12 protein-coding genes are annotated in these 16,555 nt (G+C 37.1%); 8 read left to right on the top strand and 4 right to left on the bottom strand.

The genetic code is table 11. The features are described 5' to 3' along the window. Positions 1 to 116: 116 nt before the first annotated feature. The 4 genes from QNI15_RS08900 to QNI15_RS08885 all read right to left on the bottom strand — a co-directional run bounded on the left by QNI15_RS08900 (position 117) and on the right by QNI15_RS08885 (position 5,279). The gene (locus QNI15_RS08900; RefSeq protein WP_314031432.1) at positions 117 to 1,598 is read right to left on the bottom strand and encodes a hypothetical protein; all 1,482 of its coding nucleotides are present in this window, start codon (positions 1,596 to 1,598) and stop codon (positions 117 to 119) included. A gap of 487 nt (positions 1,599 to 2,085) precedes the next feature. Further along, positions 2,086 to 3,684 carry a DUF6377 domain-containing protein gene (locus QNI15_RS08895; protein WP_314031431.1) on the bottom strand — a complete coding sequence of 533 codons (1,599 nt, stop codon included), beginning with the start codon at positions 3,682 to 3,684 and terminating at the stop codon, positions 2,086 to 2,088. 251 nt (positions 3,685 to 3,935) lie between these two features. Then, a complete protein-coding gene (locus QNI15_RS08890) occupies positions 3,936 to 4,163 on the bottom strand; it encodes a hypothetical protein (RefSeq protein ID WP_313975864.1) in 228 nt (75 codons plus the stop codon). Between the two features lie 237 nt (positions 4,164 to 4,400). Continuing rightward, positions 4,401 to 5,279 (bottom strand): helix-turn-helix transcriptional regulator, encoded by an 879-nt coding sequence (locus QNI15_RS08885; protein ID WP_314031429.1) that lies wholly within the window; start codon positions 5,277 to 5,279, stop codon positions 4,401 to 4,403. Between the two features lie 194 nt (positions 5,280 to 5,473). On the opposite strand from QNI15_RS08885, the gene QNI15_RS08880 reads away from it, so the two are divergent. From QNI15_RS08880 to QNI15_RS08845, 8 genes are all read left to right on the top strand, one after another. Then, a complete protein-coding gene (locus QNI15_RS08880) occupies positions 5,474 to 6,607 on the top strand; it encodes a Gfo/Idh/MocA family protein (RefSeq protein WP_314031427.1) in 1,134 nt (377 codons plus the stop codon). A gap of 12 nt (positions 6,608 to 6,619) precedes the next feature. Next, positions 6,620 to 7,606 carry a Kelch repeat-containing protein gene (locus QNI15_RS08875; protein WP_314031426.1) on the top strand — a complete coding sequence of 329 codons (987 nt, stop codon included), beginning with the start codon at positions 6,620 to 6,622 and terminating at the stop codon, positions 7,604 to 7,606. Positions 7,607 to 8,300: 694 nt separating this feature from the next. Then, a complete protein-coding gene (locus tag QNI15_RS08870; protein WP_314031424.1) occupies positions 8,301 to 11,996 on the top strand; it encodes a PAS domain S-box protein in 3,696 nt (1,231 codons plus the stop codon). Between the two features lie 53 nt (positions 11,997 to 12,049). Continuing rightward, on the top strand, positions 12,050 to 12,574 hold the full coding sequence (locus QNI15_RS08865; protein WP_314002362.1) for a chemotaxis protein CheW: 525 nt from the start codon (positions 12,050 to 12,052) through the stop codon (positions 12,572 to 12,574). A 65-nt stretch (positions 12,575 to 12,639) separates the two neighbouring features. Beyond that, positions 12,640 to 12,999 (top strand): response regulator, encoded by a 360-nt coding sequence (locus tag QNI15_RS08860; protein ID WP_313975876.1) that lies wholly within the window; start codon positions 12,640 to 12,642, stop codon positions 12,997 to 12,999. Positions 13,000 to 13,009: 10 nt separating this feature from the next. After that, entirely contained in the window at positions 13,010 to 14,059 is a 1,050-nt protein-coding gene (cheB, locus tag QNI15_RS08855; protein ID WP_314031423.1) for a chemotaxis-specific protein-glutamate methyltransferase CheB, read from the top strand. A gap of 75 nt (positions 14,060 to 14,134) precedes the next feature. Next, entirely contained in the window at positions 14,135 to 15,928 is a 1,794-nt protein-coding gene (locus QNI15_RS08850) for a chemotaxis protein CheA (protein ID WP_314002358.1), read from the top strand. Further along, complete coding sequence (locus QNI15_RS08845) at positions 15,925 to 16,506, top strand: hypothetical protein (protein WP_314002356.1); 582 nt, start codon at positions 15,925 to 15,927, stop codon at positions 16,504 to 16,506. The genes QNI15_RS08850 and QNI15_RS08845 overlap by 4 nt, the downstream gene beginning before the upstream one ends. The last annotated feature ends 49 nt before the right edge of the window (positions 16,507 to 16,555 follow it).

Genomic DNA, 16,555 nt, shown 5'->3' with positions numbered 1-16,555 from the left:
GATAGATATTACAATATATTATGGAAACATTCTTTCCATTGCATTAAGTAATTTAGGTTGCTAACTGAAAAATGCAACTGATTGAATGACAATCGAAGAGGTTTCATGTCGTGTGATTAAAATGAAAGATCGGCGTGCATAGGATGTAAAGCTCGCAGATGCTCAGCACGAGTATATAAAAGTGACCCGGTAACAATGAGTATTGTGGTGACGAATATGAGTATAGGAAAACGTGTGATTTTAGGAATCCAATGCATGAGTACAAGTACAAATGCAATATACAAATGCCATATAAAGAATGAGAAAACTCTATATTCAGGCAAAAGCCAGGTTATCCATGAAAAGACAAAAAATACTCCAACAGAAACGATAGCAAAGTAGATCCATATACGTATAGAACTATCCAGCTTTTTCTGAAAAAGTGTAATCAATATGATAATACCTACTGGAATGGCAACAAGAAAGGCATGTCTGAATAATAAAAATATTCCTAAGATATATTCAGTCCACTCTGCTATAAATACCAGAAATAAGGCATGTGCCTGTGATTGAGGATGGGCAGGTCCAGTGTGGATGATGCTGTCAAACCCCGATATGGCAATCACAGGAAGATAACAGAATAAAGTCCCTAGGGTAATCCATATTCCGCCCAGAATTAGGTTTTCAAAGAGTGCTTGGTCTTTATGAATAAGTGCATATCCCAAACCAAAAATACATAATGCAAATACATGTAACACAAATGTAGGAACGGTATATAAACCGAGTATACAACTTATAATGAATATAGGATAGTATACTTTGTGGCGATCTCTTAATTTGCCAAATAGAAGAATGAATGTAGAGATCAGACTAAATAAAACTATAGGTAGATGTCCTCTCCCCTGAAAAAAATAACGACTACTTTCATAAAAACTTGCTATCCATACTATGCTTAATAGTGCTGTAGTATAATTCCATCGTCGGGTAAGTTCACAAAATAACCATAAGAGCATAATCATACCTATCAGAATATTGGGAAGTGTCATATCCCAAAGTGATTGTCCTGGAAATATCCAGGAAAAAGGAAGGCATAAAAGATTGAAAAATATATGATTGTTTGTATCTGGGTAATAAGTTACTATCCCCCAGAATCCTTGTTCTACAAATTCTTTGAAAGACCCTGTTGCATCTTTGTTTTCTGGTATAGTGAGAAAAAAGTATAGCTTGAAACTATATAACCATACACCAGACACTGCAAGTATCCACTTATAGGAAATTGGAGTAGAGTACCATATAATCTTATATTGAGTTATAATCTGTCTCAGCTGTAACTTCCATTCATACAGGCGTTTTCTGGTGTCTGGTCGAAATAAAATGTATATTCCTATCATCCATATAAATAGTAAAGACCAGAGTATTGTACTTAAAAGAGGCATTCGGCCAGGATGAAAATATTTAATCTGGTATTCCTGTTTTCGTAGTGATGTATCAAAATAATGTGGCTTTAACAGACTTACTAAACCTTGATAATCCAGACTATGTACTTGATAGATCAGAAATATGGGGATGCAAATGCTAAAAAGAAGAAGAAAAGGATATAATTGAAATCTATCAGACATGTAGGTAGCAAAATTGACAATATGAACAAACGCAGACGTAAAAATAAGGGAAATGTGGTTATCTACCCAGGTCTAGTTAGAAAGAATGCATATAAGATAGAATGTATACTATTCCTGTGGGATAGTATAAAAAAAGCTACTCCAAAAGAAGTAGCTTTTTCGTTGAGTATAAAAAATTGAAGTAAGTACTATTATGGGATGTATAAAGACAAAAACTTTTTATACCAGCCAAGAGATCTTATGCAGGTATCCCAACTTCTTCCTGAGGAAAACGTAGTTGCCTTATTTGACCAAAGCAAATAGAAAGAATGTGGATGTGCAATTTATACTATGAAAATATAGATAAATAGAGGGGTGTGTGATAGGTAATATGTTGATATACAGTTTAGTGTATGGGTGTGGAGGCGTTAAAAATATTAATGGAATATGATCTGGAAATACAGTGTTTTGAGCGTTAAATCCTTACTTTAAAAGTATGAAAGGTTCTCTATCCTGTTTTGATTTTCATTAGCTCATCTTCAAAGTGTTCATTAGGTACTCTAGATTTATTCTTGACTTTGGTTTTATATGTATAGATTGTATTGATAGAGTAATCCAGTATCTTGGCAATCTTCTCGTTGTCTTTAATACCTAATCGGATCAATGCAAATATTCGTAATTCAACAGAGAGTTCTTGTCTCTCATGCAGGTTATAGTGATCTTCTTCTTTGAAGAGAGTATTAAAGTCAACTATGAAGTTTGGAAATATTCGGAGGAAAGTAGTATCAAAGCTATAAAATAACTTCTCCCGTTCAGTTTTAAGATTGATCTTTTGGACTATATCTCCTATTTCTTCTATACGTCGTGAAGTTATCTTTCGTGTGATTGCTTTTTTAAAAGCATCAATCTTGTCAATATACTCAGAGAAGGTTGTAAAAAAATGCCCGATGTATTCTTCTTTTATTTTGTTGGCCTCCTGCATTCTGTAATTAGCTTCGGTTAAGTATTCATTTGATGCTGCCAGACTGGATTTGGCCTGCAGCAGGCTTCTATTCTGTTTAAAAATAATAAATGCAAATAAAACTACCAGTACTGCAAGGATGGTAAGCACAATAGAATATTGTTGCAACGCCTTATTCTGGGTTTCTGTTTGGACAAGTTGATTGCCTTCAATGATAGGTAATATATCAGAGATCTGTAATTTCCGGTGTCGGGCTCCATATACTCCAGCATCTTCGAGAGCTATCTTTACATATTGATATGCTCTCTGACTCTCTCCCTGTTGATAGATTAATTCTGCCAGCACACGTGCTGCTACTGTTTCATGGTTAGATGCCTTGATGTCTGCTATTGTGGCCTGTGCCATCCATTTAATAGCGTTGTCTGATTGGTGGATACTCTTATAAGCTATACTTAGGCTTGATGCTGCAATAGCATATAGGTTCAAAGATAATTTGTAGTTTTTCAGCAAATACTCGTAATAGCCTATTGCTGCCTGGGTATTATGTAAACGCATGGCATACCATCCCTGAAAGTAATAATATTCCCAGGTATTGGGTTTGCATAGCAGTACTGCTTTTTGCAAATAGTGATTACCCAGATTATGATAAGTAGGTGAAAAATATTTGTCCTGACTATAATCAGACAAATCATAATAGGCACGAGCAATCTGACTATAGTATTCTTTCTGAAGGGTATCTGGAAGTTCTTCTACACGAATAGACTGCAAGGTGTCAAGACATTCATGTAACAAACCTGATGATAGTAAAAGAAAACTCAATTTTAGCTTTGACTCATTGATTTGAACAGGATGTTGTTGTAAACAAGCTGTTTGTAATAGTAGCTGAGCATATACGAAAGCAGAATCATATATAAATGATTTGTATTCATTGTATAATTTTTGATAGACTCTGGTTTTACCTTCTACATCTTCTTCCGTAAGCAGATTTTTGATGTACTGGATATGTTGTTGCTTTTCTATTGTAAAGGTAGAGCGTATGTGTATAATGTTGTCCAGTTCTTCCAATGTCTTGTCATATGGTTTTTGAGCAAAAGTGTGGTATAGAGGAAGAAATATAAGAAAACAAACAACTAAGTGGTTCTTCATAATTTGTAGATGTCAGGAAAATAGCCTGATCAAGTACAAATATAAAGAAACGTGGATTTTTTAGGAAAAATACTCTGGCAGTTGTGGCAACTTAATATTTTGCACAAAATGATTGAGAAAGACAACAAGGGATACCAATAGAAGTATATAAGATATTACCTTTTAGAGGATAAGGTTTCAGTACCATCTTCTAAAAGGCAGTATCTTGGAGTTATACTAGAAATTTTTCTTATTTCTGTATCAGAGAGCTTCTACATAAACTGGATAATGATTGCAACGTAAATCCAGGCAACCCAGAATATAAATGAAACTTCTTCAATAAGTTTGCTGCTAGTTTGAGCCCATAGGCGTAGAGATTGATATTTTCCACGGGTTGGATGGTCAATATCTGCCCAATCAAGGATTTGATTTACCAGATTAGTCATAGCCCAAGTGGGTAGTACAAGAAGTCTTTTGGTTACGATGTCAAGAAAAAACATAGGAACTTCAGGAAGTTAGATTATCTATTTTGTTTCAATTTGGAAAATAGTATGTGGCAGTTCGAGAAGTTGCATAAAACTATATCCTGATCATTCCTGTCAGATAGTAAATACAAACAGCATCGATCAAATTTAGGAAGGAAAACTCTGACAGAGCTTAGCCAAAGAAGTATAGTAAGTGATTTGTATGCAAAGATACGTAAGTACTTGAAAAAAAGATACACAAATGAAAGGTATTTATGCAAAATCTTTTAGTACTGCTGTTGTTTTTGACTCAATCATGCGTTTTCGGAAATCTCCTGGAGTATATTGGTAATATTTTTTGAATAATTTGTTGAGATGGCTTTCATCTGAGAACCCTAATTCAAAAGCAATTTGAGATATACTCCAGTCACTATATACTAAACGGCTCTCTACCAGTTTGAGTTTGTAACGAAGAATATACTGTTGGAGAGATTCTCCCATGTGCCGCTTGAAAAAAATACTTAGATAATTGGCAGAATAATGCAGATGATTTGCTAACTGCTCCATCCGGAGTTTTTCGGGTGAATAAATATGTTGTCTGACATATACTAATATTGAGTCCAGTAAATGTGATCGTTTAGGTGTTTCTTTTTCCGTCAAAAAAGATTGCTCAAATATGTTTCTTGCCAATAAACTTAGTACAGATCGCATAATGTATGTAAGGATATTCTCTGCAAATGGTTTTTGCCGATGTTCATACTCATGAATCAATACTGCCAGTAGTCCGTGCAAACGCTTTTTTTCTTCTTCCATTTTGACCAGACTGCCATGTATATGATAAGGTGTATTAAACAGATAATCAATGGTTTGTTGCCAGTGAGGCTCCTGATTGTTTTGAAAGAAAGATTCTGTAAATCTGAGATAGCAGAATTGTGTTGAAGAGGCTATTTCAAAGATATGATAATCTTGAGGGCGTAGTAAAAAAATATCCCCTTCCTGATAGGTAAACTGGTGTTCATTCAGACAATGTACACCTTGACCTTTTTCAATAAAAATAATCTCAAAATAACTGTGATTGTGCAAAGGATATGGCCATTCGGTTACTTCGAAACGGAATACATTGAATGGTTCATATTGATTAAAACGTTGCATAAAAATCAAAATACTAAAAAATAGTGAATTTGTACAAGAAATTCCATCTGCAGACAGATACATTTGTGATAATATTTCTACCTTATAACAATTTTTTAATTGTATATCAGCTTGTTATACCTAGTGAGACAGAAGCACTTTCTCACCTGATTATAGATATACAATATACTAAAATCACAAATACCTTATAACTTATGAAAAATACAGAGATATTCTCTATTACCCACAAAGCTTCCCGACGTTCTTTTCTTCAAAGTGCGGGTACCATGGCTTTGGGTGCTTCTTTTTTACCATGGCTGGCGGAATCCTCTCAGGCAGAAAATCTGCTGCAAGATAATAAACCACTAGGTATAGCTTTAGTGGGATTAGGATACTATAGTGCCTACCAACTGGCTCCTGCCTTGAAACAAACCAAATTTTGCAAACTTACAGGGATTGTAACTGGCACTCCTTCCAAAGCAACAGAATGGGAGAAAAAATATACAATTCCTAAGAAGAATATCTATGACTACAAGACAATAGACCGTATTGCAGATAATAAGGATATAGATATAGTATACATCGTATTACCTAATTCCATGCATGCCGAATATACAATTCGGGCTTTGCAGGCAGGTAAGCATGTGATTTGTGAAAAACCAATGGCAGTTTCTGTAAAAGAATGCCAGCAGATGATAGATGCTGCTAAAAAGGCCAATCGTCAGCTTTCTATAGGATATAGATTACACTATACCCCTCATCATCAGGAAGTGATGAAATACGGACGTGAGAAAACATTTGGAAAAGTTAAAATTGTAGAAACCAGTGATGGATTTAAGATTGGCGATCCCAATCAGTGGCGTTTGAAAAAGGCACTGGCTGGAGGAGGGGCTATGATGGATATTGGTATTTATGCCTTACAAGGAAGTCGCTATACAGTTGGAGAAGAGCCTGTTTCCGTATGGGCGCAGGAATTCAAAACAGATTCAGTGAAGTTTAAAGAAGTAGATGAAACGATCTTATGGCAGTTGAAGTTTCCAGGTGGTGCTGTTGCCAACTCTTCATGTAGCTATGCTGCAGGCTTGGAACGCTTGTTTGCTACCTGTGAAGATGGTTGGTTTGAAATGGGACCTTGTTATGGATATGGCGCTATTAAAGGGCGAACTAGCAAAGGGGATATGAATCTGCCACAGCTCAACCATCAGGCCGCTCAGATGGATGATTTTGCACAATGTATTTTGACCAATAAGCCTACTCGTACACCAGGTGAGGAAGGATTGAAAGATATGCGTGTAATTGAAGCTATTTACCGTTCCATAGAAACAGGAAAAGTAGTTCCAGTAAGTTAACTAGAATCTGTTATGAAAAAGGATACGAGATTTTTTATAGGTGGATGCCTATTGGTACTATCACTGATTAGCTTTACATTTTTGCAGAAAGAGGCGAAATGGAAAACGCTTACTCCTTCTAGTGAACCGGAAGTAAGAAGTGAAAATGCCTTTGTGTGTGTAGATAATCAATTTTACCTGTTTGGTGGACGAAAGAAAGAATCTATGTATGTGTACAATACTGCTTCCAATGAATGGCGTAAAGTATCTTCTGTACCTTTGGAAATGCACCATTTTCAGGCTATTGCCTATAAAGGTGAGATCTATGTATTGGGAGCTTTTACAGGCGATTTTCCTCATGAAACACCTATTCCCAATATTTATATTTATAATCCCAAAAAAGATCAATGGCGCAAGGGGACTGAAATTCCTGCCAATCGTCGTAGAGGAGCTGCCGGTGTGACTATCTATCAGAATAAGATTTATCTGGTCAATGGTATAACAGATGGTCATTGGGATGGGCATGTAAACTGGCTTGACGAATATGACCCTGAAACGGGGAAATGGAGTATTTTACCGGATGCTCCTCATGTTCGTGATCATGTACAGGCTGCTGTATCTGGAAATCAACTGCTCATTGCCGGAGGAAGACGTTCTACTCAAAAAATAGGGCATGTACTGGATCTGACTGTTCCGGAAGTAGATATCTATGATTTTACAAAGAAGCAATGGCGTACATTGCCAAAAGAACAAAATATACCTACACAGAGAGCTGGTTGTACTTCTGTTACATTAGGAGACAAGATTGTTGTTATTGGTGGGGAGAGTCCACAGAAGTTGGCACATAACCAAACAGAAGCTTTTGATTTTAAGACTCAATCATGGCATACTCTAGTTCCTATGCAAACAGGGCGTCATGGAACACAGGCGCTGGTTTACAATCAGAAAATATACATAGCAGCAGGATCTGCCAATCAGGGAGGTGGGCCGGAGTTGAATTCTCTTGAAGTGTTTGAGTAAAAATATCTGATAGTTATAACAGAGATTTCTTTTTGTATTTTATGGTTATAAATTATAGATGAAAATAGTCATTGGTAACTGCCACACAAGAGCCCATTCTATACAATTTTTCGATTTAATTATGGTGATTATTATAATTAGATTGATTTGAAGCACTCAGCTTTTGTAAAAAGCTATTTGTAGTGTCCGGCAATATATAGGTAAATAGGTGTGATGCTGATTGACAGGCTGAAAATTGTATTAGCCCGTTTAAAATGTAACTCAAAAAGCCTATGATCACTGAGAAAATAAACGTGGGTTTTGGTTTCTTTTTTATGTGTACTTCTTTCTGGTTTTTTCAAATACTGAAAAACATGTCAAATGCTAAAATTAAAATACTGTAAAATTAAAGATGCAGCTGAATGATATGTATATATTGTGATGGTTAGCTGTAACTATTTTTTTCTACTGAAAATAGTCTTATAGGCTGTTTTTAGCTATAATAAGGAAAGATTTATCAAATTGGTATTTCTATTGTTGTTCTACTTTTTCTCTTCTCACTGAATCTTCTGTAGAATAGTATTTCATTTTTCCTTATGAAATATTACAAACACCTGTAAATGCTCATTATCAGATTGTTGTTGCTTGTAGTTAGAAGTAGATTTGCAAAGGTTTATTATTGAAATCCTATTTCTTATCTCCAACTACTCCTTGTATGGCAAAGCGCGAATCATCTGTGAAGGCTTCTGAATCTGCTGGCAATAAGTCTGCTCAAACATCAAAAAGAGGCAGAAAAAAACGTGATACTTCATCAGAAATAGTTGCAGGGTTAGATCTGAGTGAACATACAGCCTTTGCAGAAATAGAAAAGATAGAAGCCTTAAACAAAGCATTGATTATGCAGGAGGGCGAGTTGCGTCAGAGTTTGGAAGAGCTTTCTGCTACACAGGAAGAAATGCAGCGTATTCTGAAAGATGTGGAGGAAAAAAATGCCTTCATTACAGATTTAATTGATGCTACAAATGACTCTATTATTGCAATTGACTGGAATTACAATGTAGTTGTATGTAATCAAAAGATTAAGGATACCTATAAGCATTATGGATTAACAGTTGATAAAGGATTTCCTATTCTGCAGGTGTTTGGAGATGAACAGAGAGAAATATATAGAGGGTATTATAATCGTGCATTGGCAGGTGAATCCTTTGAGATTACTGAAAAGTTTGATTTATATGGCACCCTGCAATATTTTGTTCAGACTTACAGCCCACTAAGAGATGATAGTGGGGCTGTAATTGCTATTGTCATTTTTGCCAAAGAAATAACTGAAACAATTCAGGCCAAGGAACAAGCTGAGACTTTGTTACAGGATGCACAAACTCATGCAGAGCAGATGAAGGCCCAGGAAGAAGAGTTGCGTCAAAATATGGAGGAAATTTCTGCCACACAGGAAGAAATGCAACGTCTGTTAAGTGATGTGCAAAAGAAAGAAACAGAAGTACGCGAATTGATCAACGTATCTAGTGACTCTATTCTTACATTAGACAGACATTATACACTTGTTCACTTTAATAGTGTTTTGGTAGAGACCTTACCAGGGTTTACTGTTGAAAAAGGATTTAACATCTTGCAGATGTTTAGCCCTGAGGAGCAGATTGAAAAAAAGAAAATATATGATCGTGTATTTGCAGGTGAGGTTGTTGAATCTATTGATCATTTGACAAATTCCGGTCAGGATAATTATTACAGTGTAAAACATGCTCCTCTATTTGATGAAAATAAAGAAGTAACATCCATTGCTATCTATGCAAGTGATATAACTGCCTTGTACAAAGCTAAACAGGATGCAGAAAATCTGGCAAGAGAAGCACAGGAGCAGACAGATGCACTGAAGGCTCAAGAAGAGGAATTACGCCAGAATATGGAAGAGATGGCTGCTACTCAGGAAGAGATGTTGCGAAAAGAGCAGGAACTAGTAGGACAAAATAGTGCTTTGAACAATGCTGCTATTGTTTCAGAAGTAGACTTGCAGGGAAATATCATTTTTGTTAATGATGAATTCTGTCGTGTGGCCAAATACACTAGAGAGGAACTTATTGGTCAGAAACAGAGTATTGTTCGTCATCCTGATATGCCTGCTTCTTTGTATGAAGATTTATGGCGTACGATTTCAAGAGGCAAAGTATGGAAGGGTGAAATTAAAAACAAAGCTAAAGATGGGTCTGCGTATTGGGTAGATGTGACTATTACACCAGTGTTAGGTAGTAACGGAAAACCAGTCAAATATATTGGAGTTCGTTTTGATATTACAACACAAAAAGAACAACGCAGTGAGATAGATGCCATGATGAATGCGATTGATTCTTCATACGCATCTGCAGAGTATCTGAAGGATGGTACTGTACTGAATGCAAACTCTCTGTTTTTAGAGACGATGGGATACGACTCACTGAGTGAACTTAGGGGGAAGCATCATCGTACATTGGTAGATGCGTCCTATGGACAAAGTGCGGAGTATACTGAGTTCTGGACTAATCTTTCCAATGGTATAGCTCAGTCTGGAGACTTTAAATGTATCTCACGTCAGGGTAGAGAAGTCTGGATTGCCACTACCTATACACCTGTATTAGATCCTACTGGTAAAGTAGTGAAATTGCTGCAACTGGCTACAGATGTGACTACGCAAAAGATAAGAAATGCAGATTATAAAGGTCAGTTAGAAGCTGTTAGTAAGGCCAATGCCGTGATTGAGTTTAATATGGATGGCACCATTATTACTGCAAATGAAAACTTCCTGAAAACAGTAGGATACACATTGGAGGAAATTAAGGGAAGACATCATCGTATATTTATAGATTCCGAATATGCTGCCAGTTATGAATATAAGGCTTTCTGGGAGAAGTTGAATCGTGGAGAGTTTGATGCCGCAACGTACAAACGTATTAGTAAGGACAAGAAAGATGTGTTTATACAGGCTAGCTATAACCCAATCTTTGATTTAAATGGAAAGCCATTTAAGATTGTAAAATATGCTACAGATGTAACCAATTTCACTGTAGGCTTCCAGGCTGCTACCAAATTTATAGAAGAAATCAAAAAAGGTAATCTGGATGCAGAAATGGAGTTGCAGGGTCTAAAACTGACTGGAGATATTGCTCAGGTAATTACTACCTTAAGAGGATTGAGACAGATGTTGAAAGAGTTAATCACTGAAATCAATCGTCTGGTAAAGTCAGCAGGTATAGAAGGACAGCTTAGAGAAAGGCTGACAATGACAGATGTTCATGGTATGTGGAAAGAATTGGGTGATGCGTTAAATCTTTTGTTGACAAATGTTTCTGCACCAGTACTGGAAATCAACCGTATTGTAACCGCAATGTCAATGGGTGATCTTACTCAGCAATTCCAGATGAATGCCGAAGGAGATCTGAAAGATATGGGTAATGCCATCAACATTGCACTGAAAAATATGAATAAGCTCTTCAGGATTATTGAAGAGAACGCAATTACGATTTCGGCTGCTTCAGACCAGATGATGGAAAAATCGGAAGGTATGAAGAGCAGTATTCTGGAAACAGCCTCTGCTATAACTCAAATGGCAGGAGGAGCACAGGAACAGGCCATCCGTACTGACGAATCATCTAAACTGGTAGAAGGTATCTTACGGGCATCCAATGAGATGGGTGGGAAAGCTGATACAATCAATAAGGCTGCCGAAAAAGGTCAGACAAGTTGCCAGGAAGGTATGAAGATCATACGTACAGTAGTAGATAATATGGGTGAAATATCGAACTCTGCTAATGTTACTGCCAATTCTATTGATATTCTGACTTCCCGTTCAGAAGAAATCTCAAGTACCTTACGAGTGATTACAGACATTGCTGCACAAACCAATCTGCTGGCTCTGAATGCGGCTATTGAGGCTGCACGGGCAGGTGATGCAGGACGTGGATTTGCTGTAGTGGCAGACGAAATCCGTAAGCTGGCCGAAGATTCCCGCAAATCAGCTATCGATATTGAACGGGTTGTGAAAGATGTACAGAAGGATACTGCATCTGCTTCTAAAGCAATAGATAAAATGAAAGACAGTGTGGTTGGTGGAACCCGTGCTACTCAGGATGCACAAACTGTCTTTGAAAGTATCAATATGTCAAGTAACGACACCTTAACTTTATCAAAACAGGTACAGGAGGCTACAAAAGAGCAACAGACCAATATTGGTGTAGTCGTAAAGAATATAGAGAAGATTGTTGTGGTAGCAGAAGAAACTGCGGCTGGTACACAGGAGATGGCTAGCTCTTCAAAAGCATTGAATAACGCAATGAATGATGTATCTGAAACAGGTAAAAATCTTTCAAAGATCGCGGAAGAGCTGAAAAAGAGTGTGAGTCAGTTTAAACTTGCACATTAAGCTTGTAAGATCATACATAGTGGATTTAGGCAACTTTAGTAAAAGTTAATTGTATGGAAGATATCCAAACTGTTCATAAACAAGAAGGAACCAACGCAGTCAAAAGTACTTTTCAGATCATTGTATTTCGATTGGAAGAGGAAGAGTATGCACTTTCCATTGATCAGATTAAAGAAGTAGTTATTACGCCATCCATTGCCCGCATTCCTCTGACCCAGAGTTATATTAAGGGTGTAGGTAATATTCGGGGCAATGTACTGGCTATTATGGATCTGGCAGACAAATTTGGGATTTCTACAGAAAAAGACATTACCAACGGTACACATAAGTATACTTTAGTGGTTGCTAGTGACGAATACAAAATGGGCATTCTGGTAAAAGATGTACCACAGACACTCAGAGTAACCAAAGATGATATTGACGAATCTCCTGCTATTGTGCAGTCTGCCACCTTGGAAAGCAACTATATCAAAGGGATTATTAAGTCTGGTAACCGGATGATTGTTCTGATAGATATTTTCAAAGTTATCTCAAAAGAGGAACAGAATCTACTGACACGTACTACTGATAAATTATAGAAACAATTCTTTACCAACGAAGTCTAGGCTAATTTAACTTTGAAACCATCCGTAATAAATTATATATGAAAAAGAAAGTACTTGTAGTTGATGACTCTTTATACATGAGGACACTTATCAAAGATGCTTTATCAGAGGCAGGATTTGAGATTGTAGGGATGGCTGCAACCGGAGAAGCCGCTATTGACATGGCTATTGAACTTCAGCCGGATATTGTAACACTAGATAATATTCTACCAGATATGCTGGGAATTGATATTCTGAAAGTATTCAAGGAAGAGGAAATGCAGTCCAAGGTAGTGATGATCAGTGCTGTAGGTCAGCAGTCTGTAGTTGCAGAAGGTTTGAGCCTGGGAGCGTCTGATTATATTGTCAAGCCTTTTACTGCCGAGCAACTGGTCGAAGCTATTCGTAAAATCGCCTGATCTTTATCAGATGCAGACATCTCCTATACAGGTATTGATAGCAGATGACTCCAGCTTCATGCGATTGGTTTTATCTGATATTGTTGGCTCTGACAAAGACCTGAACGTAATCGCTACAGCAGGAAACGGACTTGAGGCATATGAAAAAACACGTCAGCTAAAGCCTGATGTGATCTTAATGGATCTTATTATGCCTGAATACGATGGTTTGTATGCTGTTTCTCAAATTATGCGAGATTGTCCTACTCCTATTGTGGTTTTAAGTGGAGCCGGGTATTCCAATGACCTTACTGTATTTGACGCAATAAATGCAGGTGCTTTTGATTTTATTCATAAGCCTGACAGTACACGTAATGCCAAAATAAGAGATCTGGAACATGAGCTTACTGCTCGGCTAAAAAGTGCTGTAACTGTAAATAAGCAAGGTCTTGGAAAGAAAAGCAACAGAGAAAATGGACATGCACATACATTTTATTCTCGGCTGGAATATGAAGTCCTGGCTATCGGATCTTCTACCGGAGGAACAGGTGCTATTGAAGACATCCTGAAGAAATTACCTGGAAATTTTCCAATCCCTGTGGTTATTGCTCAACATATGCCCAAAGACTTTGTGCATTCTTTTAGTAACCGGCTTAATGACATGTTGCCATTAAAAGTAAAAGTTGCAGAAGAAAGAGAATATATACAACCAGGAGTAGTGTACCTAATGCCAGGAAATACCAATACTTACCTAAAAAGAGATATTTTACGGAATACTGTGTTTGTACAGTTTACAGACAAAAAATTTCCGGAATTCAATGATCCTTCTGTAGATTGTCTGTTTCAATCTATAGCAGACGTATACAAAGAAAAAGCACTGGCAGTTATATTATCAGGTATGGGAAGAGATGGAACCAGAGGGATGGAGCGACTATTTTATGAGAATGCCCATACTATTGCTCAGGATGAAAAAACAAGTGTCATTTTTGGTATGCCTAAATCTGCTATCGAAAAAGGTGTGATTACAAAGGTACTACCTATATACGATATGGCAGGATACATTGTAAGTTGTCTCTCCTGATACTTATTCTTAAAACCAACTACACAACTCTTATCAAATTAAATTGTTGATAGATTCCAATAATAGAATGTAAGTATGAAAGGAGACGACGAATTAAAAGAGATTTTTTTGGCGGAAGCTCTGGAAAATACTGAGCAGCTAAACAAGCTGTTTACGGATCTGGAAAAAGATAACTCGAATAAGAAGGCAATAGATGCGATTTTTCGGATTACCCATACACTGAAAGCTAATGCCGCAGGAATGGGATTTTCTGATCTTGCCACTATGGCTCATACCATGGAAGACGTTTTTAATGTAATTAAAAGCGGAAACATGGTAATTAATGCCGATATTTTTAATGACCTTTTTAAAGCTAATGACGTTTTGTGTGCTTTGATTGAGCAGGTTAAAACGCCTGAGAAGGTTGTTAAATTTAAAGGCATCAAAACGAAACTGGAAGTTCTGATACGAAATAGTAAAGAAAAGCCAGAAGAGAAAATTAGTGAAGAGCCAGTTAATATAGCTATTCAACCTGATAAGGCTGGCATTGTGCAGGCAGAAGTTGGTTCTGTTATAACACAGTTACCTGTAGAGGATGAAGTGAAAGAAGTTGAGAAGACAGAACACGAGGAAACTGCTATTGCATTTTCGGACAATATTCATGTCCCCATACGAAAACTGGATAATCTTCTGGATCTGATTGGAGAATTAATTATTGAAAAGGATCGTGTAATTGCAATGAATGGGAATACTGGACGATCCAGACAAAATGATTACGCTCGTCTGCAACGTATAACCTCTGAATTGCAATATTCTATCATGGATGTTCGGTTAGTACAGGTGAATGTATTGTTTAATAAATTTCATCGTATTGTCAGGGATGTTGCTGCTCTTGAAAATAAGAAAGTAGATCTGAGTCTGGAAGGGACAGAGATAGAAATAGACCGGACTATTCTACAAATTATAAGTGACTCACTGGTGCATTTGGTGCGTAATGCGGTTAGCCATGGTATTGAATCGACACAGGGACGATTGGCAAGTGGAAAGTCGGAGGCTGGTAAACTAAAATTGGCGGCAAGTAGTGAAAGGGAGGAAATTATCATCACTATTACAGATGATGGAAAAGGGATACATGCAGAAACAATAGCAAAAAAGGCAATAGAGAAAGGCATTATCACACGTGAAATGGCCTTGCTCATGAGTGAAGAAGAGAAGATACAGTTAATATTTGAACCAGGGTTCTCCAGTGCAGAAACGGTTACCGCTGTGTCAGGTAGAGGAGTAGGTATGGATGTGGTTCGAAAGGCAATAGATTCTATTGGTGGTGTTATTGGGATTGATTCAGTTGTAGGTATAGGTACTACTTTTACATTGCGGATGCCATCTTCTATGGCTGTAAAAGGTGCTCTTTTGTTTGAACTTCGGACAGGAGACTTTGCTGTGCCTTTATCTTATACAAAAGCTGTAGTTGCTATTCAGAAGAAAGCAATTCGGTCTATAGGAAATAACTTGTTTACAACCTATCTGGGCAAGACCATATCACTGGTTTATCTGAATGATTTATTTCAGCTAAAAGATAGAGAAGAGCTGACAAAAGGAGGGGTAATGCTTGAATCCTATCATAAGACAAATGATGACGAAAAAATTCAGGTGATTATCATCACATTTAACAATAAAGAAATTGGGTTTGTTGTTGACAAGCTGTTGCAACAAAAAGAGATTGTGGAAAAGCCCCTCAAAAAACCCCTTGAGAATGTGAAATTTATCAGCGGGGCCACTATTCTGGGAAATGGTAATGTCTGTCTGGTAGTAGATGTACCTTCTATTATTCAATCTCTTTTCCGAAATTCTAAAATAACTTCTGTTAAAACTCAACAGGTAGCGGTATGACGAATGTATTTAATGATTATGATGTAGCTGCTGTCCGTGACCTTATGAATGGTGCATTGTTACAGGCTGCTGATGCCTTTTCGAAAATGGTCAACGACACCCTGGAAGTAAAAGAGGTCAATTTAACGTGTACTCAACCTGTAGATCTGTTTGCGCATTATACAGAAGCGTTTTTGCTTACTACAGAAGTAAAGGGTGAAATTCAGGGTAAAAGTTATTTGTTGCTGGATAATGAGGAAGCACAGGTTGCTATAGCAAAGATGCGTGTTAATGATCCTTTCAATGCAGATGAACTGACTATATTCCAGAAATCTGCATTACTGGAGCTGGACAATGTATTATCTGCAGCTGCATTGACCTGGGTAGCTAACCGACTAAATATATTTTGTTATGGAGATGTTCCTCATCTGCAAAAGCTTACTCATACAGAGATACAATCATTTTTTAAAGCCGAGGCAGATTCGAGTTCATGGATCATTCAAAGTAAATTATACTCACATAAAGATCAAACAAGCCCTTCCTTTATCTGGCTTTTTGAACCAGATATGATTTATGCTATAAAAAAATCTACTAAGTAAGATGTAGGGGATAATTACACAATATGCGTAACTATACTTGCTTACTTTT

Origin of the sequence: Xanthocytophaga flava (genome assembly GCF_030068545.1) — a bacterium.
In the GTDB taxonomy this organism is placed as follows: Bacteria; Bacteroidota; Bacteroidia; order Cytophagales; family 172606-1; genus Xanthocytophaga; species Xanthocytophaga flava.
The sequence above is the reverse complement of the archived record's forward strand: the minus strand, read 5'-3'. Positions and strand labels throughout refer to the sequence as shown.